Below are 22,754 nucleotides of genomic sequence, written 5' to 3' on the forward strand. Positions count from 1 at the left end.
ATAAATCCATTTTATGTAGTGCCCTCTTTTTCTTATACCTTTTATCGCGCCACCAAGTGTTTTCAATCAGCTTTTACCTATTGAGACGGGCGCAGTAGAGCTTTCATGAGCGTGGAATCGCACGCCTATCCTGTCCTATAAACAAAGAAATTGCGATGCGTTTTACCCATGAAAGGTAATTTGTTTGGCCATAAGCCTTACTGAATGAAGCCCATCAACAATCCTATCGAGCCGTGCGAGCGATTGATATAAGTCAAGAATCAAGCCGGAAACAAATGATTTCGCATGTCGATTCTTTGCAGCAAGCAGGATTGTCCCTATCTTTGCAGCATCAGAGAAAGGTATTGGTAAGTTAGAATTCACACTGTAAAAACGAAGAGGGTTATTCGATATAAAAAATAAAATTAGTTCTTTTGAGGGAAAGGTTGTTTCAAAAAGGATAACATTTTAGAGAGAGAAGAATAGAAACCTTGGAAGGTTTGAGAGAGAGATACGGTTCCATAGCAATATGGGACCGTTTTTTTTGTGAGTTTGCCAGATTTACATTACTTTTGCACATTCAAGAAAACAATATGTTAGGCAGCAAGAAAAGCGAAGCTTTATTGGCAAACATACGCAACGGATTGCCCATGTCGCGGAGAGAAAAGCTCAGTTTGATCATCAATCTGAGTATCCCTTCGATGCTGGCACAGCTGACCACGGTGATGATGTTCTTCATCGATGCCGGCATGGTGGGCCATTTGGGGGCCGAAGCCTCTGCAAGTATCGGACTGATAGAGTCGACGGCATGGCTAATAGGCAGTGTTCTGAGCGCCTCGGCCATCGGCTTTTCCGTTCAAGTTTCACATTTTATCGGAGCCAACGACTTTGTAAAAGCACGCCAAGTCTTCCGTCATGCCTATATCTGTGAAATCATTTTGAGTCTGTTTCTGCTTGCCATCGGTGTCGCTATCCATGCTTCTCTTCCCATTTGGTTAGGAGGAGACGCTGCAATAGCAGGCAATTCATCAAGCTATTTCTTTGTTTTTTCATTGACGATTCCGTTCCTGATGCTGTTTCATCTGTCGTGCGACATGTTGAAATGCACCGGAAACATGCAGTTGGCCAGCGCAATGAGCGTGCTATTATGCGTGCTTGACGTGGGCTTCAACTATGTTTTCATCTATCTATTTGGACTTGGTGTGATTGGTGCAGCCCTCGGAACGGCGATGGCTTACATCTGTACTTCGCTCCCGGTTACGTGGATGACGACTTGCAGAAACAAGATTTTGGCTTTGAAACTCGATACAATACCTTTCCATTGGGTGTGGGATTACGTGATCAAATCAGCTAAAATCAGCTTTCCCATTGCCGTTCAATCCATCTTGATGAGCGGTGCACAGATCGTCAGCACACTGATAGTGGCTCCCTTAGGCAACATTGCTATTGCGGCAAACTCGTTTGCCATCACGGCAGAAAGCCTGTGTTACATGCCCGGATACGGTATCGGTGATGCTGCAACCACGCTGGTTGGCCAGACTTACGGGGCTGCCCGGAAGGACCTTTGCACGAGTTTTGCCCGCATGACCGTGGGACTTGGTATGCTTGTCATGGCCTTTATGGGAGCTGTGATGTATGTGTTTGCCCCTGAAATGATTGGCCTTTTGAGTCCTGTCGAAGCCATTCGCACGCTCGGAACCACCGTCTTGCGCATCGAAGCCTTTGCAGAACCGTTCTTTGCAGCATCAATCGTGGTCTATAGTATCTGCGTCGGTGCAGGCGACACCCTGCGTCCTGCCATCATGAACCTCATCTCCATGTGGTGCGTTCGCCTTACGCTTGCCGCATGGCTTGCCCGTGATTACGGCTTAAAAGGCGTATGGACAGCCATGGCCATAGAGCTTACGTTCCGCGGTTCACTCTTCCTTTACCGGCTTTTCCGCGGCAATTGGCTCAAAGGATTGGCGGAAAAACCAGCTGTTGAGACCCTACAAACAACATAAAATAAGCCTGTCATGAAGAGAACGCTTTTGATTTTAGCTGGGATTTTGGTTTCCCTTGCATCGTTTGCACTAAGCAAAGACGGTGCAAACGCCGTCACAATGCTGGATTATGAACAGGCATGGAATGACGACACCGGCCGACTTTCACTGAAAAACAACACGAAAGAGCCCATTGAAGACGTTGCTTTCCAAATCACATATATCAATATGGAAGGGCAAACCATCGGTTCCGAAGACTTCAATAAAGATGTATATATTGCCCCCGGAGAGGCAAAAACGGTCGAAATCCCTGCCTTCCGATATGACGACCACTATGCTTATTACAAGTCTATAGCCAAGAAAGACGCTGCAAATATCTTCATCATAAGGTTTGATCTTATGGATTACAACCGGCAGAACAGGCTAACAGCAGGAGAAAAGGACCTAAACAATGACACGACTTCTGCAGTTTACCATTCAGACGAAAGCCTTTTCCATAGATTAGGCCCTATCGCATGGCTTGGTTTGTATGTCATTTTAGCAGGAGCAATGTTTGGTTTATATGTCATTGTTGCCGTTATGGCCAATAAACGCCATCGAAATGCAGCCTTATGGATACTCCTCAGCTTCATCACCACCCCACTTTTGGCCATATTCGTCCTGCTGATCGTCGGCAAAGACTGTGACCGAAACAACGAGGAAGATGGTATCAGATAACCGAAAGTACCATTTTAACGGCCGAAATAGCTATTTAAAAAAATCAAAAACATTGACATTCTCGATTGGCCGCCATTGTTCTGTTTTTCCGTAAGCACCAAATCAGCCACTCAATTCAAGGATTTTACGCGCTTATCTCACCCATTTCATGCGCTAATATGGGTTATTTCGGCGTGCAATATGATTGATTTTAGCACGCCACATGGCTTATATGAGCTGGAAACTTCACCCATTTTAGCCGCCCATTACGGCTGTTCACGAAAAAAGGAAAGCCATCATCGACTTTCCCTCCATGCAAAGATAACACTTTTGACAGCCAAATGCAAATCCACTATGAATTATTTTGACAGTTATTACCGTTGAGAAAGGGTTATATTAGGACCTCCCCCGGCCCCTCCGAAGGAGGGGGAGAGCGAACGAACATCAAGTGAGTTTGCATGTGATTTGGGCCTCCTCCTTTCGGAGGGGCTGGGGGTGGCTTCATATTTTGGTGGAGCGGACGCACGAACCGTGCGTCCCTACATGCTGTCAACAGCATTTGGCGAGGATTAATTGGGAAAAACCGCATCGCGGTTTCGTTGTTTATAGGGCAGTGTTGGCGTGTAGCGCCAACGCTGTCAAAGCCGGAGAGTGAGGGAATGCAACGCCATCGGTGTTGCGTTTAAGCCTCCCCCAACCCCTCCAAAGGAGGGGAGTCCAATCTGTTTGCTGGTACATTCTCCCTCCTTTTGGGAGGGAAGGGGTGGGCTTCACATCTTTTGACGTTGCTTTCTCGCTTACTTCTCAGATAGGGTTACCTCACTTTGTTCGGCAACCCTGCCCTGTAAATAACGAAACCGCGATGCGGTTTGTCGATAGCGAGCCTCATACACCACTCCGCCACAGCCCTGTAAACGATGAAACCGCGATGCGGTTTGTCGAGAAACAGCGTTATGTTCTGCCCTATGTGCTACCAAGTAAAGTTAGAAGTGCACTGCTATGCCGCACTACTTTTATGTTTCGGTTCGCCTACCTATGGTGTGCTACTTCGCTCATACACGTTTGTTAATATCTGTTTCAAATCACCTTATTTCCCGATTTAATTTGTTTTAAACCGTTAAATATTGCACTTTATTATGCATTTTCTTGCTTAAAAGCTTGACAAATAAGTGAGATTGAACTACATTTGCAGTGTTCTATTGAAGTGGTACACTAAAGTTCGCAAAATAAAATAACGTAAATCGCAAGATGACTTAAAACAAAATAATATGGAACTAATTATCACAAGCACTACAATCGCAGCGATGTTTTTCAACATTTCGACATCATCTGTCAGTAACGGTTACTGTTACAATGCTGAAACGAACGGAAATGAAGTGAACAAAATCACGGTATTCGAGGCCAGTGGCAAGTATCTTGGCCGCAAACTTCAGTATCGTTTTGACTATGATGCATTGGGAAGGTTGGCCAATAAGGAAGCACAACGTTGGAATAACCTTACAGAACAATGGGAGAACGTCTACAAACTGGTTTATCATTACACAGAAACGGGATTTAGATTGAGCCGTCATGATTGGGACAAGAAGACCCAATCGTATGGCAAAGCAACCACATTGACAGACTATGAAATGCTTGGTGACCGCCTAATGGCCGTGACAACCTACAGCTGGAACACCCGGAAAAACGACTATACCAAGGTAGATGGCTTTGTTATTATGGACCCGCATGAAGGTCTTTTGCTGGCCGAAAGCCTTTCTCCTATCCTCGCCAATGAGCAAAAATGACGCAAATAAAAAATGAAAACCAAGAAAACAAATGACAATGATAGAGATTAAGAACCTCAGGTTTGCCTATAATAAGAAGGCAAACGTGTATGATGACTTGAATTTAACATTCAAAGAGAACTGTATTTACGGCCTGCTTGGCAAAAATGGTATGGGAAAGAGCACGCTACTCTACCTCATTTCAGGTCTGTTGAGCCCTCAAAGTGGACGGCTACTTGTTGATGGTAAGCAACCAAACAAACGTACACCTGACTTCCTTTCCGACATCTATCTCGTGCCCGAAGAGTTTGATTTGCCCAAGATGAGCCTCAAACAATTCACACAATATCACAAAGATTTCTACCCAAACTTCAGCTTTGAACAACTCAAACGCTGCCTTCGCGACTTTGAACTCGCTGAAGATTTAGACTTGAAAGCACTGTCGTTGGGCGACAAGAAAAAAGTGTTTATGAGCTTTGCGTTGGCTTCGGGCACGAAAATCTTGCTGATGGACGAGCCTACCAACGGTCTCGATATTCCCTCGAAAAGCCTCTTCCGCAAGGTGATTGCAGGTAGCATGAGCGAAGACCGCATTCTTGTTATCTCGACACATCAGGTGCACGACGTGGAAAGTCTGCTCGATCACATCGTCATTCTCGACCATCAAAAGGTGTTATTCAACGCTTCGATTGCCGACATCACGGCCCGTTACGACTTCAAATATCGCCATCAAAGCGAACAAAGTGAGGGCGTTCTCTATGCCGAACCGGCGCTTCAAGGCAACGCAGTCATCACCCCTCACCATGAAAATGACGAGGAAACGCCGCTAAATCTTGAACTATTCTTTAACGCAATCACGAAAGGAGCCCTGAATGAACATGTTTAATAGAAAACGATTTGCCCATTATGTAAAATGGGACATCTGTAATCAGCGCAGCAAAGAAACACAGGTTTTCGGCATTCTGTTGCTAAGTTTCACGCTCATCATGTTGATGCTGTTCATCGATACGAGCAGTGTTACAGAAGGAATGCACCTAACGGCGTTTCTCATGTCGGCCATTATCTTCGTCTTTGCCACTTTTGCCGCCTGCCAATCTCCCTTTGGAAACAAGGCGAACAGCACAAAACGCGGTCGCATCAGCCAGTTGATGGTACCCGCATCAACGCCAGAGAAGTTTGTCTCGACCTATGTCGTGCGGCCGATTCTCTTTGCCGCAATCGGGATAATCGCCTTTTGTTTGGCCGACATTATCCAGCAATTATGGGCGAAAATGATTGGTATTGCGCCGCAATCCCACCTGTCTTACGCCATCAATAGAGTCAGAGAAATCGTATATCAGGCAGGAACCGTGGCTCAATTCTATGATAAAGCTCGACTTTATGCAGCTATGAGAGGGGGCAATGTGGCTGATATGTATGTCTTTAATCCCGTGATATTCATCTATTCAGCAATCAGTTGCCTCTCGTGCTACGCCTGTTTTACGTTCTTCGGCATTGTGTTCAGGCGGTTTGCCTTCTTCATTTCGCTCCTTTGCCTCGGCCTGATTATGGTGTCAGACCTATATATCATCAAGCACATCAGCTATCATCTTGTGCCCTTGACCAACCTTGTTTGCGTCGTCACCTTATATTATTATGCCTATCAAAATTATAGGAAATTGCAGATTATTCACGGTAAATTCATGAACATATGAACGCATTCAACCCCACCCGATTTATGAAATTGCTGAAGTGGCGCATACACTTTGGTGGAAAGTTTCCCTTGGGTTATCTGTTCGGTATATTTGTTCCGCCGATCATTTTTGCCTTTATCGGACTCTATTCTGCACCGATTTACATGGACTACATGCCAAGTGTAGATGCCTATCAGATATATATTTCCAATACATCTACCTATATGCTCCTCATGATATTACCCTTGGCGCCGAGCTTTTTGATGCCTCGAATGAAACGAAAGAGCGACCGTATCAATGAACTTATGCTGCCGGCAAGCAACATGGAACGCTATCTGAGCAGCTATCTTGTTGCTGTTGGCACTACCATCGTCGTGATTTGCAGTGCTTGGGAACTGACAAACCTTGTGCAATATGTCGCATCAGCGCTTTGGTTTCACGATGCCCAATGGATGTATTTGAGGATACCAACCACGTTATCAGGCCCGAACAGCCTGCTGCTACTCGTGTTGTTGCATGCCTTTATGATGATGCTTTCAAACTTCAGAGCCGTCACCATATTCTTTACCGTGGCAACATTGTTCTTGGCCTTGATGGTCGTTCCCCATTGTCTTCGGCATATTTCCGCCCATACATGGGTCTGTTTGCTCGGCATTATCACCTGTTTTGCGGGCGCATACATCGGTTATTGCCACAAGAAACTTGTCTCACAAAACTCCTTCAGCTTATGAATTTCAACAATGATAAAGCCATTTATGTGCAGATGGCCGACCGCCTTTGCGATGAAATCCTTGCAGGCAACTACGCTGCCGACGACAGAATACCGAGCGTAAGAGAGTATGCTGTGATGTTGGAAGTGAACACCAACACGGCCGTCAAAGCCTATGAGCTGCTCGCCCGCAACGAGATTATCTACAACAAACGCGGACTTGGCTACTTTGTAAGCCCCTCGGCTCACGACCATATCCATGCTTCGCGCAAGCAAGTCTTCCTCGGTCAGGTGTTGCCCGACCTGTTCCGGCAGATGAAACTCCTTGGTATCGACATCAAAGAGATTGATGCAGAGTGGGAGAAAAGCAACGAACAGCCTCCGGAAAACGCGAGTCCGGTAGATGAACGGGGGTAAACTGCATTTGCAGTTGGTTGGTTTTCTCCCCGTGACTCATAGCGGACGCACGTATGCATTGGCATTAAACGACGCAGGAAAGCCCGGAAAGCGAAACAAAACGAATGAAACAAGCGTGCTTCATGTGTCACATTGTCACCCGCTTGTGTCACATTTCCACCACGTGTCAACCTTGGCACGTGGTTTGTTATTGTAAGACTGACTTCGGAAAAGCTCCGATGAAGGAACAATCAGAAAACAAATAAAAACAAATATAATTATGGGAAAGATTATTGGAATTGATTTAGGAACTACAAACAGTTGCGTTGCCGTGTTTGAAGGCAACGAACCGGTAGTGATTGCAAACAGTGAAGGCAAGCGCACAACGCCTTCTGTTGTTGGTTTCGTAAAGGACGGAGAGCGCAAGGTGGGTGATCCGGCAAAGCGTCAGGCTATCACCAACCCGCAGAACACAGTGTATTCTATCAAGCGTTTCATGGGCGAGACCTACGAACAAAGCCGCAAAGAGGCAGAAGCTATGCCTTACAAGGTGGTCAACGACGGCGGTTATCCGCGCGTAGAAATCGAAGGTCGCAAGTATACGCCGCAGGAAATCTCGGCCATGGTGCTCCAGAAGATGAAGAAGACTGCTGAGGATTACCTCGGTCAAGAGGTCACCGATGCAGTGATTACCGTGCCGGCTTACTTCTCTGACTCGCAGCGTCAAGCCACCAAAGAGGCCGGACAGATTGCCGGACTCAACGTTCAGCGCATAGTCAACGAGCCTACGGCTGCTGCTTTGGCTTATGGTGTAGACAAGGCCAACAAGGATATGAAGATTGCCGTGTTCGACCTCGGTGGCGGAACCTTTGATATCTCAATCCTTGAGTTCGGCGGTGGTGTGTTCGAAGTGCTGTCTACCAACGGCGACACTCACCTTGGCGGTGATGACTTCGACCAAGTGATCATCAAATGGCTGGCCGATGGCTTCAAAGCTGACGAAGGTATCGACCTGACAAAGGACCCGATGGCTATGCAACGCCTGAAAGAAGCTGCCGAAAAGGCAAAGATTGAGCTTTCAAGTTCTACGTCTACTGAAATCAATCTGCCTTATATCTCGGCAGAAGGCGGTGTACCAAAGCACTTGGTGAAGACCTTGACGCGTGCACAGTTCGAGCAGTTGGCCCACGACCTGATACAAGCTTGTCTGGTTCCGTGCCAGAATGCCATTCGCGACGCAAAGCTGCAGACTTCCGATATAGACGAGGTAATCCTCGTAGGTGGTTCGAGTCGTATTCCTGCCGTGCAGACCTTGGTGAAGAACTACTTCGGCAAAGAACCTTCGAAAGGTGTGAACCCCGACGAAGTGGTAGCCGTGGGTGCAGCAATCCAAGGTGCCATATTAAACAAGGAGAGTGGTGTGGGCGACATCGTGCTGCTTGACGTAACCCCGCTGACGCTCGGTATTGAGACCATGGGCGGCGTGATGACCAAGCTCATCGAGGCCAACACAACCATTCCGGCCAAGAAGAGCGAGATATTCTCTACCGCAGTCGACAACCAGACGGCCGTAACCATTCACGTGTTACAGGGTGAGCGTCCGATGGCCGCGCAGAACAAGAGTATCGGTCAGTTCAACCTCGAAGGCATCGCACCGGCACGTCGCGGTGTTCCGCAGATTGAAGTAACGTTCGACATCGATGCCAACGGTATCCTCAACGTAAGCGCAAAGGACAAGGCCACGGGCAAGGAACAGAAGATACGCATCGAGGCCAGCAGTGGTTTGAGTCAGGAAGAAATCGACCGCATGAAGGCCGAGGCCGAGCAGAACGCTGCAGCCGACAAGGCCGAGCGCGAGAAGGTGGACAAGCTCAACCAAGCCGACTCGATGATATTCACCACCGAGAACTTCTTGAAGGACAATGCCGACAAGATACCGGCCGACAAGAAGGCTCCCATCGAGACAGCCCTTCAGCAACTGAAAGATGCCCACAAGGCAGCCGACATCGCCGCCATCGACACGGCAACCGCAGCCCTCAACACTGCTGTTCAGGAAGCCAGCGCACAGATGTATCAAGGCGGTGCACAGCCCGGTCCTGATGCAGCACAAGGCGGTCAGCAGTCAGAAAGCAATCCCGACGATACCGTCCAAGATGCAGATTTTGAGGAAGTAAAGTAAAAGTGCTAACAAACACTAATTAAAAATAAGTAAATCCCAGTAACATAATACGTTGCTGGGATTTTTATTTCTTAATAATAATTAAATCTTATCGTTTTTAATCGTTTTTGTGCTTATATTTGTACCATATTTGTGCCGCGACTTAATGGGAGATAATGTGCGACTTAATTTAAAAGATAGATTGATAATCAAATAGATACAAATAGTATGGCAAGTGCAAAATTTCAAATAGAGCGGAAATGCGAAATTTGCGGTAAATCTTTTATTGCAAAGACGCTAACCTCCAGATACTGCTCTAAGATCTGTTCTCAAGCTGCATACAAACAAAGAAAAAAGGAAGAACAATTGGATGTATTGAAAAGAGAAAAGGCTGCGAGAGTTCCGAAGAACCAGCCTTATCTCTCAATAGCTGATGCAACTGCATTATTTGATATTGGACGAGATTCCCTTTATCGCTTAATCAGGAATAAACAAGTCCGTTATTATAACCTCGGACTAAGGATGATACGTATTTGCAAAGCTGATTTACAAGAACGTTTTAATCTACGTCCTTACGATGAAAGAAGAAAAGAAAAGCAATCGGAAGTAAAGACTTATCGGCTTGAGCCTGAAGATTGTTATACGATTGGAGAAATAGCCAAGAAGTTTGGTATCCATGATAGTACTGTATATCTGCATATTCGCAAATATTCTATTCCAACAAGGCAGATTGGTAATTACGTCTATGCGCCAAAATCAGAGATAGACAATTTGTATAAACACTAACCCCGACATACAATGAGAAAGGAACTTGATAACACAAAGGCAACAGTACGATTGCGAAAGAGTGCCTATCGAAAAGAATGGTACCTGTATATAGAAAGCTATCCTGTGAGAGTAGCAGGCAAAGATTCTCCACAAAGAGTGCGTGAGTATTTAAACAGAACAATCACTACTCCTATTTGGGATAAAAGCAGATCTGCTCGTACTACCGAAGCGACTCAAACATTCAAACCTAAACGAGATTTGAACGGAATTATCTTGTGCAAAAGTGAGATAGACCAAGAGGCCTGTATTTATGCAGATAGTGTTAGAAAACTACGGCAGCGTGAATATGATAATGCAAGCTTGTATAGTGACACAGAAACAGCACAAGCAGAACAAAAAGAACGATTGCAACAAAATTTCATCAAGTACTTTGATAAAGTGGCAAACAAGCGACACAGTAATAGTTCCCTTTCAATTCAGACAAACTGGGAGCGAGTACATGCTTTATTGAAAATGTTTGCTGGAGACACGCTACTCTTTTCACAGATAGATAATAGATTGGCAGAAGATTTCAAGTTTTTCTTGTTATCTGCTCCTTGTGGTGGAAGTAAAAAAGGGACAATATCACGAAACACAGCTTCCACATATTTCTCTATTTTTAAGGCTGCACTCAAACAAGCATTCATAGACGAATATTTGACCATAGATTTATCTGCAAAAATCAAAGGCATACAGGAACAAGAATCCCGAAGGGAATACTTAACCCTTGATGAACTTAACAAGTTAGCTAATACCCCTTGTGAACGTGATATACTTAAACGAGCTGCACTATTCTCTGCTCTGACAGGATTAAGACATTGCGACATTCAAAAGCTAAAATGGAAAGAAATTGCTATAGAAGGTAACCAAGCCAAACTTCTTTTTACTCAGAAAAAGACAAAAGGGGTGGAGTATATGCCCATTTCAGAGCAGGCTTTTAAACTTTGTGGAGAACCAAGACAACCAGAACAACTTGTTTTTGAAGGATTACCAAATCCTTCTTGGATTTCTCGTCCATTAAGAGCATGGATAGAAAAAGCTGGTATTCAGAAGCATCTCAGCTTTCATTGTTTTAGGCACACATTTGCTACTCTTCAACTTGCAAACGGAACAGACATCTATACTGTAAGCAAGATGCTTGGGCATACAAATGTCAAAACAACTCAAGTATATGCAAAGGTTGTCGATGAAAAGAAAAATAAAGCAGCCAATGCTATTCAAATAGATATTGAAAATGATAAAACTTAATTCGACAACATAATATGAATACCAAATATTTTGAGCATATCGTAGTATATCTGTCCGTTTTTGTTGTTTGTGTCATCATTGCGTTGTTTGCAAGAGTGGTTGCCTTGCGTTTAGGGGGTGATGAATTTACTGCACAAATAGTCTTTTGGAGTGTTGTTGCAATAGGCATCATCATTTATTCTATATTGTCTATTTTGGTGGAGGGACTATTTACGGCATTAGTCAAGTTTTTCTTTCCAAAGAAACAAGAAGATAAGACAAATGATAAAGCATTGGACGCTGAGGCTGGACAAGTAGTAGACAATGTTGGCAGTCCATCTTCCGCACAACAGCAACAATCAATGGACTTTGACTCAATTCGACAGCAGCAACAAAAGTTAATGGACCAGAAAGTACAAGATAAACGTGCTGTAGCTATTAAATATACTCAACAGCAATTCGCACCTTATGTTTCTGACAAAGATTTGCTCAAACTTTGTGAATATATAGAGTTGTACTCAGCTAAGCTTCCTTTATCACACGTTGAACCAATTAATATTAAAGGTTTAGTTGCCTTAGATCTGTTTCATTTTGGTTGGAATATATGGAACCATTTTAGAGTTGGCAAGCAAGATGAAATTTCGCAGTTTCTTAAGCAGGTTTTTGCCAACACATTCAAAGATGTAGAAGTTGGAAGCATAAAAAGTCACCTCCGTGATGATGAGAAGAAAGGCACTATACCTATTGTACAAAGCCTTTCAGACCACCAAATAACAGAATAACACACAAACCTATTGTGTTTTTATAGTGTTTCTTCAGTGTCTTAGGACACAGAGGAAACACTTTTTTCATTTGCACCGTAAAAATCAATAACGAGTATTATGGTACAAAATGAAATCACTTTTGAGAACTTGCCAAAGGCAGTTGCTCACTTAGTCAGCGAAGTTACTGAAATCAAGAATTTAGTATGTAAAGGACAAACACCTGTTGTCCCTCCCAAACGTATTTCTATTGGAATAGATGATGCGTGTAAACTAATAGGGAAAGCCAAGCCAACAGTTTACACCTTAGTACGAAAACGCTTACTACCTTGTTATAAGAATGGTAAGCATCTCTATTTTTTTGAAGATGAGTTGTTGGCATGGATTGAAGGAGGTAAGAAAAAGACTGTTGCCGAAATCAACGAGGAGGCAAAAGCTTTTATCTCTGAGAAACATTCTGATTCTTCCCTTTTATAAATATATGCATTATGGAAAAGGAAAGAACTGAAGGGCGAGCCAAGCAATCTAAGAATGAACGCATAGAGCAATTCTTGAAAGAACATTATGTTTTTCGTTTTAATACAGTTAAAAGTAGAACAGAGTTTCGAGAACAAGAGTCTAATACATCATTCCGTCCTCTTACTAAATATGATATTAATTCTATGCGTCGGCTGGTAGATGGGACTTTGGGGATATATACTCCCTCTGACAATATTCGTGCAATATTGGAGAGCGACTTTTGCAATAAAGTTAACCCGATTCGTGAGTATTTGTTGAATCTTCCAAAGCCTAAAGGTGAAGATGAATCTGAAATCATAAGGTTGGCAAATTGTGTTGTGGTGAGAAATCCTGATAAATGGAAACACTACTTTGTAAAATGGTTGGTTGCTGTCGTAGCCAATGCTATGGATGATTTACAGTGTTGTAATCATACATGTTTAGTACTTACAGGTGAACAAGGAAAATTCAAAACAACTTTCCTTGATTTACTCTGTCCAGAAGAACTGAAGAGTTATCTTTTCACAGGAAAGATTGACCCACAAGGAAAAGATGTACAAACACTGATTGCGGAATATCTTTTTATCAATATTGACGACCAGCTAAAGGCACTCAATAAGAGAGATGAAAATGAATTGAAGAATCTGATAACGACGCCAAGAGTAAAATATCGTAGACCATACGACACTTACATCGAAGAGTATCCACATCTGGCAAGCTTTATGGCATCTGTTAATGGTAATGATTTTCTAACAGATCCGACAGGCAGTCGTCGCTTTCTACCTTTTGAAGTTGAACATATTGATATTGACGCAGCTAAAAAGATTAATATCAATAAGGTGTACTCCGAAGCAGTTGAATTGTGGAGAGTTGACTATCATTACTGGTTCAATGAAGAGGAAATAGCTGAACTGCATCAAGAAAGTGAAGGTTTCCAAGTGCAGACTGTTGAGTATGAAATGCTTCTTAAAGGCATGGAAAAGCCAGCAGCAACCGAAGAATGTTATATGACTACTTCTGAAATCCTAAACTATTTGCGTGGATATACAACGCTTAACCTAAGTGAAAGGAGAATGGGAGAAGCCTTGAAAAAAGCTGGTTTCTTGCGGAAATCCAAAAGGGTAGGTGGCAATCCAATGTATGTTTACCATATACGCAAGATTGTTCCAAATCCCTTTATTCAAAGTTACAATACTAATTATTAATACTACTTTACTACAAAGAGAGATAAAGCATTGAAAGAAAAAAGGTTAGACCGTAGTAAATAATGATATAAGGTATTACTACCTCATTACTACCAACCTACCATATACATGTGCAATAATTACTACAAAGATAGTTAGTACTACATGTTTTTCTTTCATTGTCAATGACTTAGAAGAATATTACATTGTAGTAAGTACTAAACTTAAAAGTTACAAGTATGACAATAGATGAAATTAAAGCAATATCAATTAAAGATTACTTAGGTAGTATGTCTATATACCCTATAAAGAATTATGGCTATTACGGAATGTATAAAAGTCCATTCCGAAATGAACATACTCCAAGTTTCAAAGTTGATTATAACCAAAATCTATGGTATGACTTTGCTCTTGATGAAGGTGGGAGTCTTATAGATTTAGTTATGAAATTACATAATTGCAGTTTAGTACAAGCTATAGAGTTGTTTAATGGCAAACAAAATAACCTACCAAAATTCTCCATAGCTAATAGCAAAACAAATTCTCCAAGCCAATCACGTATAGAGGTTATCGGCTCTACCAACTTATGTCATCCGAATCTCATAGAATATTTCACACATAGAGGAATCAATCTGAACATTGCGAAAAAATATTGTAGGGAAATCCATTATAGAATTGGTGATAGAAGTTATTACGCAATAGGCTTTCCAAACAATTCTTATGGGTATGTGTTGCGCAATCCATACTTCAAAGGGTGTTTGCCTCCTTCCGATATCTCGTATGTTCCCAGTCCTTCAGAACAAATCAATCTGTTTGAAGGTTTTATGGATTATCTTAGTTTGCTTACGATGAGTCCAGATGAAGAGAAGAAAGCTGCACTGATACTGAACTCGATTAATAATATCAAAAAGTCAAGATCTTTCCTTTCAAAGCACAAACTCATCTGTTCATATTTAGATAATGATGAAGGAGGAAAGCGAACTTTAGAACAACTTAAAAGAGATTGTTTTGCTGTTCAAGACTGCTCTTCCGTCTTCCAGAATTATAAAGACCTAAATGAATACTTATGTGCTGAATTCAAGCATTCAGAGAAAGCAAAAAATAAGAAAACCAAAGGGATTAAGCTATGATTGTAGGATTTGCTTTGCATAATCTATTTTTGGGGGAGCAAGTTTATGTTTTGGGCATACCAAAACCACTTGCTCCACCTCCTGACAGTCGTTGCAGAGGATTATCCCGCTGGTCTCCATCAAATCAAAGAAACAGGTATGATAAAAACAGAATATAAAAAAGGTGGTCGTCCAACCAAGGGCGTAGCCGAAAAGAAGAAATACCGTATCACGGTGAAACTGAATACGCAGGATTATTATACGCTTAAAGGCAAAGCCAAAAGCGCAGGAGTAACCATGAGTGAATTTGTAAGGAAAGTTCTTGATAAAGGAAATGTCATTGAGCGACTGACCATAGAGCAAGCAGACTTCATCCGCAAGCTGTGTGGAATGGCAAACAACCTCAATCAGTTGGCACATCGTGCTAATGCGGAAGGATTTCATACCATTGCTCCTTTCCATAAAATCATCATTAGCAAGATTGATGAAATCCTAAATCTGATACGAAGATGATTGCAAAGATAATGAAAGGTTTGGGCTTCAAGGGTGTAATCAATTACATCCTTGACCCGAAGAAAGGAACGGAACTTATAGACTGTTCCGGAGTGAGAATAGACAGTATCAACCATATTGTTCAGAGCTTTATTGACCAAACGGAACTTAATCCACGAGTGGGTAAGGTTGTGGGACATATCTCCCTAAGTTTCTCTGTACAGAATTCTTCCAAGCTCAGTAATGAATGGATGGCGCAGATTGCTCGTGAATATATGGAGAAGATGGGAATAAAAGATACGCAATACATCATTGGGCGCCACTTTGACAAAGAGCACCCTCATGTGCATATAGCTTTCAACCGAATAGATAATAACGGCAAGACTATCTCTGACCGTAATGACAGATTCAGAAGTGAGAAGATTTGCAAGGAACTGACCACCAAATATGGTTTATACTTTGCCGATGGCAAGGAGAAAGTCAAAGAGTATCGCTTGAAAGAACCCGATAAGACCAAATATGAAATCTATCAGGCATTGAAAGCAGAAATAGCTCGGTGCAGGGATTGGACAACTCTCCTTAGTCATTTGGAAAAGCAGGATATTGGTGTCCGTTTTAAGTATAAAGGCAACTCACAGGAGGTGCAGGGAATTATCTTTGAAAAGAACAGTTATCATTTCAATGGCTCAAAAGTGGATAGGGGGTTCAGTTATTCCAAGATAGACTTTGCTCTGCAACAGAATAATAAGGAACACGAACAGCAAACACAGGGAATGATAAACCTCATATCCAATGTTGCAAGTGTTACGAGCGAAATTACCAACAACCTCATAGAAGGAGGATTGGATTTGTTTCAAACTCATGGTACTGTCCCTGCGGAGGTCTATAACACACTCGATAAAAAGAAGAAAAAGAAAAAACGTAAAATACATTTGTAACTATGACAGATAATAATACATTCGTCCTCTTCGAGGAAATCAAAAACAAGTTGGAAACAATTTACAGGGAGCTAAAGGAGTTGAAAGAAAAGGAGAACGGTTCTGTTTCCCTCCCTGTTCAATCTATACCAGCACAAAGTGATGAGCAGAAGGAACAGGAATTGCTCAATCAGTATGAGCAGCGGACAAAAGAAGTGATTAACAAGTATATTGGTGTGCAATTGCGCATTAAAGACGAGGAGGTTAAATCCATGGACAAATTGGTGGCAAGTGTCTTGACCATGTTGCACGAATGGCAGGAACAGAAAGAGCATCCAATACCGCAGGAACATATTCACAGGCATAGTTTTGATATCAAATCGTCTAAGGTCTTCACCTATGTGGTTATAACAGCAGTTGTGTGTCTTGTTTCTTTGGTCGGTAATTACTTCTTGTGGCAAAGAAAACAGCAATACAAGGATGATGCCTTGAAGTTTCATATTATCCGTGTATGGAGAGGTTGTAGCCCTAAGGAAATCCTATGGCTTAACGATGTGTTTGACATTCATCGCAATGAAAAGATTATCAAACTAATCAAGGAAAAAGCCGATGATTACGACATGGAATTGAAGCAAAAGGCAGATAGTTTGATGCAGAATAATCTACAAAATAAGAAAGGCAAATAGAATTGTAGATATAAGACTTTTGAAGGAGGAGAAAATATCTCCTCTTTTTTATTCTTTATACAAGAATATTTACTATATTTGCAAACAATCAGATGATATTTATGGAAAGTCCAACTAATAGAATTAAAGAGGTGCTTATCGAGAAAGGGATTAAGCAAACATGGCTTGCGGAAAAACTTGGTAAGAGTTTCACTATTGTGAACTCATACGTTTGTAATCGTCGTCAGCCAAGCCTCGAATTGCTATTTCAGATAGCAGAGATCTTGCAGGTTAATCCAAAAGAATTGATTAACACCCCAGATGAGTAACTTTATTATGGTAGAGCATAAAAAATCTATTCGTTTTTTCAACGACCGTGAAGTTAGGGCGGTGTGGGACGAGGAACACAGTAAGTGGTGGTTCTCTGTGCTGGACATCATTGCTGCGATTAACGAGCAAGATGATTACCAAAAGACGAGAAACTATTGGAAGTATCTCAAAACAAAGTTGAAGAAGGAAAATAACGAACTGGTTAGTGGCACTAACCAGTTCAAAGTGCAAGCCTCGGATGGGAAGCTTCGATTGACGGATATGTTGGACAGTGAGGGAGTTGTCTTATTGGCAAAGGCAATACCTAATAGCAAGGCGATGTCATTTCTCGATTGGTTCACTTACAGCGACAACACCATTGACGGGCAAAGTAAGAAGAAAGCCTACCAACTATTTGAAAGTGGGCTATTGAAGACGGCAGAGCCTGGTAGTGTAAAGTGTTTGCAACAGATCCATGCTTATCTCTTTGGAGGATTGTATGACTTTGCAGGACAAATCCGCACGAAGAATATTTCAAAAGGTGGTTTTACCTTTGCTAATTGTATGCACTTCCCCGAAACACTGCAAACAATAGAGCGTATGCCCGAAACAACCTTTGATGAGATTATGGACAAATATGTAGAGATGAATGTAGCTCATCCTTTTATGGAGGGCAATGGTCGCAGCACCCGTATTTGGCTTGATCTCATGCTGAAGCGTTCTCTCAAACGGTGTGTGGATTGGAGTCAGATAGACAAAAACGAATATCTGACCGCAATGCGTGAGAGTGTGTCTGATAGCATGCATATTAAGGCTTTGGTACAACCTGCACTTACCACCAAGATTAATGATAGGGAAATGTTTATGAAGGGCATTGATTATTCATACTATTATGAACAAGAATGATTGATTCAAAACGTATTCCAATAATTTATTTGGAATATCCTTTCCTGTTACAATGAATCCTCAGATGGGATAGGCTAGCGAGAAACATGCATTAAAACATCAAATAAATATATTGTTATAAACCCTAAGATAAATTGAAATGAAAGAGCATATAGTTTTTGAAAGAGGAAGCGAATGGCGCAAATGGGATTTACACCTCCATACACCAGGTACTGCTAAAAATGATGGTTTCAAAGGTGATGATATTTGGGAAGAATATATCACGAGTATAGAAAAATCAGATGTAAGAGTATTCGGTATTACTGATTATTTTTCTATGAAGAATTATTTGAAAGTAAAGTCGTATCAAGAAAAAGGGAGGTTAAAAGATAAACTCATTCTTCCAAATATAGAATTAAGGATTCAACCTGTTACAGGGAGCGGAATCCCTATAAATATTCATGCTATATTTGATCCAACCTTGACAGAAGAAGAAATAGAACGGGAGTTTTTTAGAGATTTAAAATTTGAATATAAAGAATCCACTTATTCATGTACATCTCAAGATTTATGCAATTTGGGAAGAGTTATAGCAGAAGATCCTTTATGTCCAGAGGAATCTGCCATAAAGAAAGGAATAGGTTCTTTCAGTATAGCATATTCTTTGTTGAAGAAGATATTTGATAAGTCTTTCTTTCACAATCGCCTAATCGTAGGAACAGCTAATAGCTCTAATGATGGTATGAGTGGATTGTTAAAACAAGAAGCTGGACTACAACCTGCTAGAGAAGAAATTTGTCGGATGTCTGATTTTATTTTTTCAGGAAATCTCAATGACATAGACTATTTTCTTGGTAAAAAGACATCGATTGATGAAGTGATAAATACATATGGAAACTTAAAACCATGTGTTATCGGTTCTGACGCCCACTCAATGGATAAAGTAGGAGTATTCCCTAACAATAGAATTACTTGGATAAAAGCGGATCCGACTTTTGAAGGATTAAAGCAGGTTATATTTGAACCAGAAGAAAGAATTAGAATATCAGAAACTTGTCCAGATACAAAGTTCGACTATAATGTCATTGATTATGTAGAGTTAAATAAAGCTGGTACTTGGCACCAAAAGATCTATCTTAATCAGAATTTAAATACTATAATAGGGGGACGTTCAACAGGAAAGTCAACCTTATTATCCTCTATTGCATATAAATTTGATGCAATAGAAGAAATAGAACATAAAGATTATATAAGTTCATTAAGTGACTATATCCGAGTTTTTTGGAGAGATGGTAATGAATCCTACCAACGAGATATAGAGTTTTTTCCACAAAATTATATTAGCAAAATCGCCGACACAAAATCAGATGAACTTTTATTAGATATCTTATTAGGAAATGAAGAGAAAAAGCAGCGTTATGAGGTATATCTATCAAAGCGTGCAGAACAATTTTCTATGATTCAAACACAAGTAGCTCTGTTGTTTGAAAAGAAGAGATTATGCTTAGAAAAGGTAGCATATATAAAAGGTATTGGAGATATTGAAGGTATAAAACATGAGATAGATAAACAACAAAGTTTTCGTAACGAAATCCAAGCGAAATTAAGTGATAAAAAAGATATACTAGAGACATATGAAGAAATAGAAAAAAAGCTTAATGTGCTGAAAGTGCAGCAACAATCTTACAAACAGGAGATTGATTTCTTAAACCAATTATCTCAAAAAGATTTTCTAAATTTGAATAGTTCTATTTCTTTATTGTCTTTACCTAAAGATACCATGGATTTATTATCACAGAAAATAAATCAAGTCATAAATCAAGCAAACAAGAGTATCAAGGAGGAAATAGGAAATCAAATAATCAATAAAAGTAATGCTTATAAGAAAGTATCACACGATATTAATACTACCTTAGAAAAGGAGGAATATAAACAGGGCAAACAAATTTTTACTGATAATAAAAACCTAAATGAAATAATTAAGAATTTGGACGCTTTAAATAAGAAGTTAGCTCAAATTAAGAAGGAAATAGAATCTCTAACTACATTACAAAAGGAATATGAGGAAATAGGACATTCCATTATAAAACATCATCTTGAGTATTTAGATATAATGAATGATATTGCTTCACACATGAGGATGCAACATGAAGGGGTAAAATTAACCTCTGAGATAGCGTTGAAAAACGGATTAGAAACTGCTCTTAATGAAAGTATCTCTTTGCGTTCTGGGGCAATGAACGATTTTATCAAACAGATCGTTGATGGATATAGAAAGACTACAAAAACAGATATTGAGCTTTCTGTAAAAACTCTAATTAATTCAGGTATGGAAGATAAACTCACATTAAAAGGTAATGCTTCAGTCCAGTCTCTTATAACAAGAATACTATCTGAATGTTGGTTTGAATTGAAACTGAATGTAGAATATGATGGAGATAATCTGAAAGACATGTCTCCTGGTAAACGCTCATTTGTCATATTAAAGCTACTTCTAGATTTTAGTGATAAAAAATGTCCTATTCTTATAGATCAGCCAGAAGACAATCTTGATAACCGTGCAATATATAATGAATTGGTAAAATATATACGAAGTAAGAAAAAGGAGCGCCAAATTATTTTAGTTACCCATAATCCGAATATTGTTGTTGGGGCTGATGCAGAAGAAATTATTATAGCTAATCAAAATGGTAAAAATTCTCCTAATAGAGATTCTATTAAGTTTGAATATGTATCTGGAAGTATTGAAAATAGAAAAGCTAAGGATATAAACGGTACAGATAGCCCTATATTACAACGATGTGGCATACGAGAGCATGTATGTGATATCCTCGAAGGAGGAGAGATTGCATTTAAACATAGAGAACATAAATATGGTTTTCACAATTTGTAGTTTATACTTATTTACAGGCATATTCTATGATCCTATGTGATAACATCCAAGATGTTTGCTAATCAATACTGCTCAAATTGAGGAGACATTTTTGTACCATACAAATATAAATCGTTGATAATCAGCATAGGATATATTTGAGGAAGTAAACTTGCTACTTTCATGCCTCAAACTTATCGCTTTCAACACGAAGTAGGACTACACCTCGTCTAAAGTAGGAGTAGATGCCATCTAAAGTAGGACTACATCGTGTCTAAAGTAGGAGTAGATGTCATGTAAAGTAGGAGTAGACGCAGCCTGCTTCCAAACCGGATGCACAGCACTCGTGGCAAAGCCCCATGAAAAGAGGCGGAAGCATGCCTGGCACGGGGCAACGATCATTCATCTTCGATAACCAACTTTTCCTAATTTTATAGGCATAGGATTGGCCAATACCCATTTGGCGGCCAGTTCCTGCAGGCGATTGAAGTCGTCTTCCGTACTTCCGGCATGGATGCCTTTTGCCAAATCCGTAAGCTCTTCGTTCTCATCATGCTGCTGTGAAGATGTCGGTGGCGATGAAAAATCAGTCGCAGGAATAGGATTTCCCATGGCAAAATAGGCGGGAAGTGCTTGGGGGAGTTTCCGATAATCGCGGCTCCAGTTGCATGCCCCGTTGTCAATAATCTCATGGGCTACCTTTCCGCAGATGCGGATAACCTCACCCTGCACGGTCTTGGCATGACCTTCAGAAGGCACAAGAAAGTCCCATAGTTCATTGAAACGAGCGCCCCAATCGGTCGCAAGGACGGTAATCGGTTCCTTTCCATTGTGTTTCCGACAGGCAGGAACAGGCTCTACATCGAACAAGGTGTAGAGCTCTTTCATGCCTTCTTCACATTTCTGCAGCGTTTCGGGTGGCAAATCAGCGCGTGAACTTTCAAATTCGTGGCCGATGGCACGCACTTGTGCGCGCATTTCCTCGTTCACTTCGTCGCCGGCTCCGATGAACAATTTGGCCACTTTTGCCATTCGTACGATATCAAAGGTCCGGCATTCCATGAGCCGCCGCATGAGTGGCGTCTCGTTCATATCGTTCTTTGCACGGGAGTCGGCACCATTCTTCAATAAGATTTCAATGGTTTCGGGGGCCTCAGCATAGTGCAAAGCCGTTCGTTGGTAGCCATTTTTGGCGTGAATATCGGCTCCGAGTTGCAGCAGTAACCTGACCTTTTCTGTTTGGTTGATACTTGCCTGCCGCATCAACGGTGTGTCGCCGTAAACGTTTTTGGCATTGATGTCGGCCTCATGTGCCACCAACCAGTCGATAAACTCCTTTGAAATGCCATACATACACAAGGCGGGAGTCTTCATCCAATCACGTTCGTAGGCATTGATGTCGCAGGTTTCATACACCTTTGCAAGTTCGCTGATGTCGTTGCGCTCCATGATTTCCTCGAAATCCTTGGGCAGGGTGGTTCGCTTTTTCGCCATATCTCAGTCTGAATAAATCGGTTTCATTTTCACAAAGATAGGGAAAAATATCAGGGTGACAAGGAAGCTTTGAGAAAAAAGACGGGAAAAAGGACGCAATTATGAAGAAAATATATAATTTTGTAACAGACTTTGAAGACAGAAAACATATTTTTTGTATGTGGCGTCTCATAAAACA

At 41.3% G+C, this 22,754-nt stretch carries 21 protein-coding genes; 20 read left to right on the plus strand and 1 reads right to left on the minus strand.

The genetic code is table 11. From position 1 onward, the window contains the following. Window positions 1-572 precede the first annotated feature (572 nt). The 20 genes from HMPREF9944_RS05250 (at window position 573) to HMPREF9944_RS05345 (ending at window position 21,103) form a co-directional block, all read left to right on the plus strand. On the plus strand, window positions 573-1,982 hold the full coding sequence (locus HMPREF9944_RS05250; RefSeq protein WP_019968833.1) for an MATE family efflux transporter: 1,410 nt from the start codon (window positions 573-575) through the stop codon (window positions 1,980-1,982). 12 nt (window positions 1,983-1,994) lie between these two features. Then, window positions 1,995-2,678 (plus strand): hypothetical protein, encoded by a 684-nt coding sequence (locus HMPREF9944_RS05255; RefSeq protein ID WP_008564958.1) that lies wholly within the window; start codon window positions 1,995-1,997, stop codon window positions 2,676-2,678. A gap of 1,247 nt (window positions 2,679-3,925) precedes the next feature. Further along, the gene (locus HMPREF9944_RS05260; RefSeq protein WP_008564959.1) at window positions 3,926-4,441 is read left to right on the plus strand and encodes a DUF3836 domain-containing protein; all 516 of its coding nucleotides are present in this window, start codon (window positions 3,926-3,928) and stop codon (window positions 4,439-4,441) included. 37 nt (window positions 4,442-4,478) lie between these two features. Next, window positions 4,479-5,306, plus strand: coding sequence for an ABC transporter ATP-binding protein (locus HMPREF9944_RS05265; RefSeq protein ID WP_044113388.1), 828 nt, complete (start codon window positions 4,479-4,481; stop codon window positions 5,304-5,306). Next, on the plus strand, window positions 5,299-6,114 hold the full coding sequence (locus HMPREF9944_RS05270; RefSeq protein ID WP_244861118.1) for a hypothetical protein: 816 nt from the start codon (window positions 5,299-5,301) through the stop codon (window positions 6,112-6,114). The genes HMPREF9944_RS05265 and HMPREF9944_RS05270 overlap by 8 nt, the downstream gene beginning before the upstream one ends. Next, entirely contained in the window at window positions 6,111-6,824 is a 714-nt protein-coding gene (locus tag HMPREF9944_RS05275; RefSeq protein WP_008564962.1) for a hypothetical protein, read from the plus strand. Before HMPREF9944_RS05270 ends, HMPREF9944_RS05275 begins: the two co-directional genes overlap by 4 nt. Then, window positions 6,821-7,219, plus strand: a complete 399-nt coding sequence (locus HMPREF9944_RS05280; protein ID WP_008564963.1) for a GntR family transcriptional regulator — start codon at window positions 6,821-6,823, stop codon at window positions 7,217-7,219. Before HMPREF9944_RS05275 ends, HMPREF9944_RS05280 begins: the two co-directional genes overlap by 4 nt. A 259-nt stretch (window positions 7,220-7,478) precedes the next feature. Continuing rightward, window positions 7,479-9,377, plus strand: coding sequence for a molecular chaperone DnaK (dnaK, locus tag HMPREF9944_RS05285; protein WP_008564967.1), 1,899 nt, complete (start codon window positions 7,479-7,481; stop codon window positions 9,375-9,377). Between the two features lie 207 nt (window positions 9,378-9,584). Next, the gene (locus tag HMPREF9944_RS05290) at window positions 9,585-10,142 is read left to right on the plus strand and encodes a helix-turn-helix domain-containing protein (protein WP_008564968.1); all 558 of its coding nucleotides are present in this window, start codon (window positions 9,585-9,587) and stop codon (window positions 10,140-10,142) included. Between the two features lie 12 nt (window positions 10,143-10,154). Beyond that, window positions 10,155-11,411 carry a site-specific integrase gene (locus HMPREF9944_RS05295; RefSeq protein WP_008564969.1) on the plus strand — a complete coding sequence of 419 codons (1,257 nt, stop codon included), beginning with the start codon at window positions 10,155-10,157 and terminating at the stop codon, window positions 11,409-11,411. 14 nt (window positions 11,412-11,425) lie between these two features. Beyond that, window positions 11,426-12,172 (plus strand): hypothetical protein, encoded by a 747-nt coding sequence (locus HMPREF9944_RS05300; protein ID WP_008564970.1) that lies wholly within the window; start codon window positions 11,426-11,428, stop codon window positions 12,170-12,172. 99 nt (window positions 12,173-12,271) lie between these two features. Continuing rightward, the gene (locus tag HMPREF9944_RS05305; protein WP_008564971.1) at window positions 12,272-12,628 is read left to right on the plus strand and encodes a helix-turn-helix domain-containing protein; all 357 of its coding nucleotides are present in this window, start codon (window positions 12,272-12,274) and stop codon (window positions 12,626-12,628) included. A gap of 11 nt (window positions 12,629-12,639) precedes the next feature. After that, window positions 12,640-13,854 carry a VapE domain-containing protein gene (locus tag HMPREF9944_RS05310; RefSeq protein WP_008564972.1) on the plus strand — a complete coding sequence of 405 codons (1,215 nt, stop codon included), beginning with the start codon at window positions 12,640-12,642 and terminating at the stop codon, window positions 13,852-13,854. A 218-nt stretch (window positions 13,855-14,072) separates the two neighbouring features. Beyond that, entirely contained in the window at window positions 14,073-14,963 is an 891-nt protein-coding gene (locus HMPREF9944_RS05315; protein ID WP_008564973.1) for a toprim domain-containing protein, read from the plus strand. Between the two features lie 138 nt (window positions 14,964-15,101). After that, entirely contained in the window at window positions 15,102-15,455 is a 354-nt protein-coding gene (locus tag HMPREF9944_RS05320) for a plasmid mobilization protein (protein WP_021589044.1), read from the plus strand. Continuing rightward, entirely contained in the window at window positions 15,452-16,372 is a 921-nt protein-coding gene (locus HMPREF9944_RS05325) for a relaxase/mobilization nuclease domain-containing protein (RefSeq protein WP_008564975.1), read from the plus strand. Before HMPREF9944_RS05320 ends, HMPREF9944_RS05325 begins: the two co-directional genes overlap by 4 nt. 2 nt (window positions 16,373-16,374) lie before the next feature. Beyond that, window positions 16,375-17,037 carry a hypothetical protein gene (locus HMPREF9944_RS05330; protein ID WP_008564976.1) on the plus strand — a complete coding sequence of 221 codons (663 nt, stop codon included), beginning with the start codon at window positions 16,375-16,377 and terminating at the stop codon, window positions 17,035-17,037. A gap of 101 nt (window positions 17,038-17,138) precedes the next feature. After that, entirely contained in the window at window positions 17,139-17,345 is a 207-nt protein-coding gene (locus HMPREF9944_RS05335) for a helix-turn-helix domain-containing protein (protein WP_004362600.1), read from the plus strand. Continuing rightward, a complete protein-coding gene (gene fic, locus HMPREF9944_RS05340; RefSeq protein ID WP_008564979.1) occupies window positions 17,338-18,231 on the plus strand; it encodes a protein adenylyltransferase Fic in 894 nt (297 codons plus the stop codon). Before HMPREF9944_RS05335 ends, fic begins: the two co-directional genes overlap by 8 nt. Window positions 18,232-18,370: 139 nt before the next feature. Further along, entirely contained in the window at window positions 18,371-21,103 is a 2,733-nt protein-coding gene (locus HMPREF9944_RS05345) for a TrlF family AAA-like ATPase (RefSeq protein WP_008564981.1), read from the plus strand. Window positions 21,104-21,484: 381 nt separating this feature from the next. Here the strand turns inward: HMPREF9944_RS05345 and HMPREF9944_RS05350 are convergent, their stop codons facing one another. Further along, entirely contained in the window at window positions 21,485-22,576 is a 1,092-nt protein-coding gene (locus HMPREF9944_RS05350; RefSeq protein ID WP_008564983.1) for an ankyrin repeat domain-containing protein, read from the minus strand. Window positions 22,577-22,754 lie beyond the last annotated feature (178 nt).

This window comes from Segatella maculosa OT 289, from assembly GCF_000243015.1.
Taxonomy (GTDB): Bacteria; Bacteroidota; Bacteroidia; order Bacteroidales; family Bacteroidaceae; genus Prevotella; species Prevotella maculosa.

Excerpts from the sequence above, each read along its gene's own strand:
- HMPREF9944_RS05325 (WP_008564975.1), top strand. The coding sequence starts at position 15,452 with ATGATTGCAAAGATAATGAAAGGTTTGGGCTTCAAGGGTGTAATCAAT.
- HMPREF9944_RS05260 (WP_008564959.1), top strand. The coding sequence starts at position 3,926 with ATGGAACTAATTATCACAAGCACTACAATCGCAGCGATGTTTTTCAAC.
- HMPREF9944_RS05315 (WP_008564973.1), top strand. The coding sequence starts at position 14,073 with ATGACAATAGATGAAATTAAAGCAATATCAATTAAAGATTACTTAGGT.
- HMPREF9944_RS05335 (WP_004362600.1), top strand. The coding sequence starts at position 17,139 with ATGGAAAGTCCAACTAATAGAATTAAAGAGGTGCTTATCGAGAAAGGG.
- HMPREF9944_RS05330 (WP_008564976.1), top strand. The coding sequence starts at position 16,375 with ATGACAGATAATAATACATTCGTCCTCTTCGAGGAAATCAAAAACAAG.
- HMPREF9944_RS05345 (WP_008564981.1), top strand. The coding sequence starts at position 18,371 with ATGAAAGAGCATATAGTTTTTGAAAGAGGAAGCGAATGGCGCAAATGG.
- HMPREF9944_RS05290 (WP_008564968.1), top strand. The coding sequence starts at position 9,585 with ATGGCAAGTGCAAAATTTCAAATAGAGCGGAAATGCGAAATTTGCGGT.
- HMPREF9944_RS05300 (WP_008564970.1), top strand. The coding sequence starts at position 11,426 with ATGAATACCAAATATTTTGAGCATATCGTAGTATATCTGTCCGTTTTT.
- HMPREF9944_RS05310 (WP_008564972.1), top strand. The coding sequence starts at position 12,640 with ATGGAAAAGGAAAGAACTGAAGGGCGAGCCAAGCAATCTAAGAATGAA.
- HMPREF9944_RS05270 (WP_244861118.1), top strand. The coding sequence starts at position 5,299 with ATGTTTAATAGAAAACGATTTGCCCATTATGTAAAATGGGACATCTGT.
- HMPREF9944_RS05305 (WP_008564971.1), top strand. The coding sequence starts at position 12,272 with ATGGTACAAAATGAAATCACTTTTGAGAACTTGCCAAAGGCAGTTGCT.
- fic (WP_008564979.1), top strand. The coding sequence starts at position 17,338 with ATGAGTAACTTTATTATGGTAGAGCATAAAAAATCTATTCGTTTTTTC.
- HMPREF9944_RS05265 (WP_044113388.1), top strand. The coding sequence starts at position 4,479 with ATGATAGAGATTAAGAACCTCAGGTTTGCCTATAATAAGAAGGCAAAC.
- HMPREF9944_RS05255 (WP_008564958.1), top strand. The coding sequence starts at position 1,995 with ATGAAGAGAACGCTTTTGATTTTAGCTGGGATTTTGGTTTCCCTTGCA.
- HMPREF9944_RS05280 (WP_008564963.1), top strand. The coding sequence starts at position 6,821 with ATGAATTTCAACAATGATAAAGCCATTTATGTGCAGATGGCCGACCGC.
- HMPREF9944_RS05250 (WP_019968833.1), top strand. The coding sequence starts at position 573 with ATGTTAGGCAGCAAGAAAAGCGAAGCTTTATTGGCAAACATACGCAAC.
- HMPREF9944_RS05320 (WP_021589044.1), top strand. The coding sequence starts at position 15,102 with ATGATAAAAACAGAATATAAAAAAGGTGGTCGTCCAACCAAGGGCGTA.
- HMPREF9944_RS05275 (WP_008564962.1), top strand. The coding sequence starts at position 6,111 with ATGAACGCATTCAACCCCACCCGATTTATGAAATTGCTGAAGTGGCGC.
- HMPREF9944_RS05350 (WP_008564983.1), bottom strand. The coding sequence starts at position 22,576 with ATGGCGAAAAAGCGAACCACCCTGCCCAAGGATTTCGAGGAAATCATG.
- dnaK (WP_008564967.1), top strand. The coding sequence starts at position 7,479 with ATGGGAAAGATTATTGGAATTGATTTAGGAACTACAAACAGTTGCGTT.
- HMPREF9944_RS05295 (WP_008564969.1), top strand. The coding sequence starts at position 10,155 with ATGAGAAAGGAACTTGATAACACAAAGGCAACAGTACGATTGCGAAAG.